Origin of the sequence: Coprococcus aceti, from assembly GCF_025567285.1 — a bacterium.
Taxonomy (GTDB): domain Bacteria; phylum Bacillota; class Clostridia; order Lachnospirales; family Lachnospiraceae; genus Coprococcus; species Coprococcus aceti.
In genome coordinates, this window is sequence record NZ_JAOQJT010000024.1 from 1 (window position 1) to 741 (window position 741).

The following is a 741-nucleotide window of genomic DNA, read 5'->3' on the forward strand; positions in this document are numbered from 1 at the left end:
GAGAGAAGGCATGGTTATGGATCCAGATAGAACCTTGAAAAGTTATCATGTTGAAAATGGCGATAAACTGATACTCATGTAGATGAGGGATGTGTGATGTTAGTATCGTAAAGATACTTGACAAGTACAGGGGGGATGAAAATAATGGAAAATAGAGGAGTTCTTTTGTATGTAGACTTGGGCAAGCTTGAAGATGAACCTTACAGATTGTCAAAGATATATGATACACTTGGACAGTATATTGATGATATCAGACGTCAGAGAGACATAATATACATAAGTAAGATGGCGGAATCTCTGGATATATCATCCCTGGACAGATATCGTGCTCAGTTGACAGATGAATATGAACGGCTTGGAACTCTGAAGAAGATTCTGGATGAGGCATACGATCTGTATAAAGAATGTAATGAAAAATTCGAGGCATCTGGACAGACTCTATGCAATCTATATGCTGAAACTCCATGGTATGAGACCAGTGAAGGAAAGCTGGCTATAGGCATAGGCGTGCTTGTGGTTACTGCTGCAGTGGCGATAGTCTGCCCTGCTGTACTGGGAGCTACGGCAGCTGCAGTGACACAGTCTGTAGCGACATCGGCCCTCGTGGGATCAGCAATATCTGGTATAATGAATGGCGCTGCATCAGTGAAAGCAGGAAAGTCGTTTTTTGATGGATTTGCAAGTGGCGTTGAAGAGGGCGCAATAATAGGTGCTCTTTGTGGAATGTTTGGCGCAGGAACA

General features: G+C 42.9%; 1 protein-coding gene. It reads left to right on the top strand.

The window, feature by feature from the left end; genetic code table 11:
* Positions 1-144 precede the first annotated feature (144 nt).
* Positions 145-741: hypothetical protein (locus tag OCV54_RS14625; RefSeq protein WP_156327942.1), on the top strand; the 597-nt coding region annotated here is incomplete at its 3' end.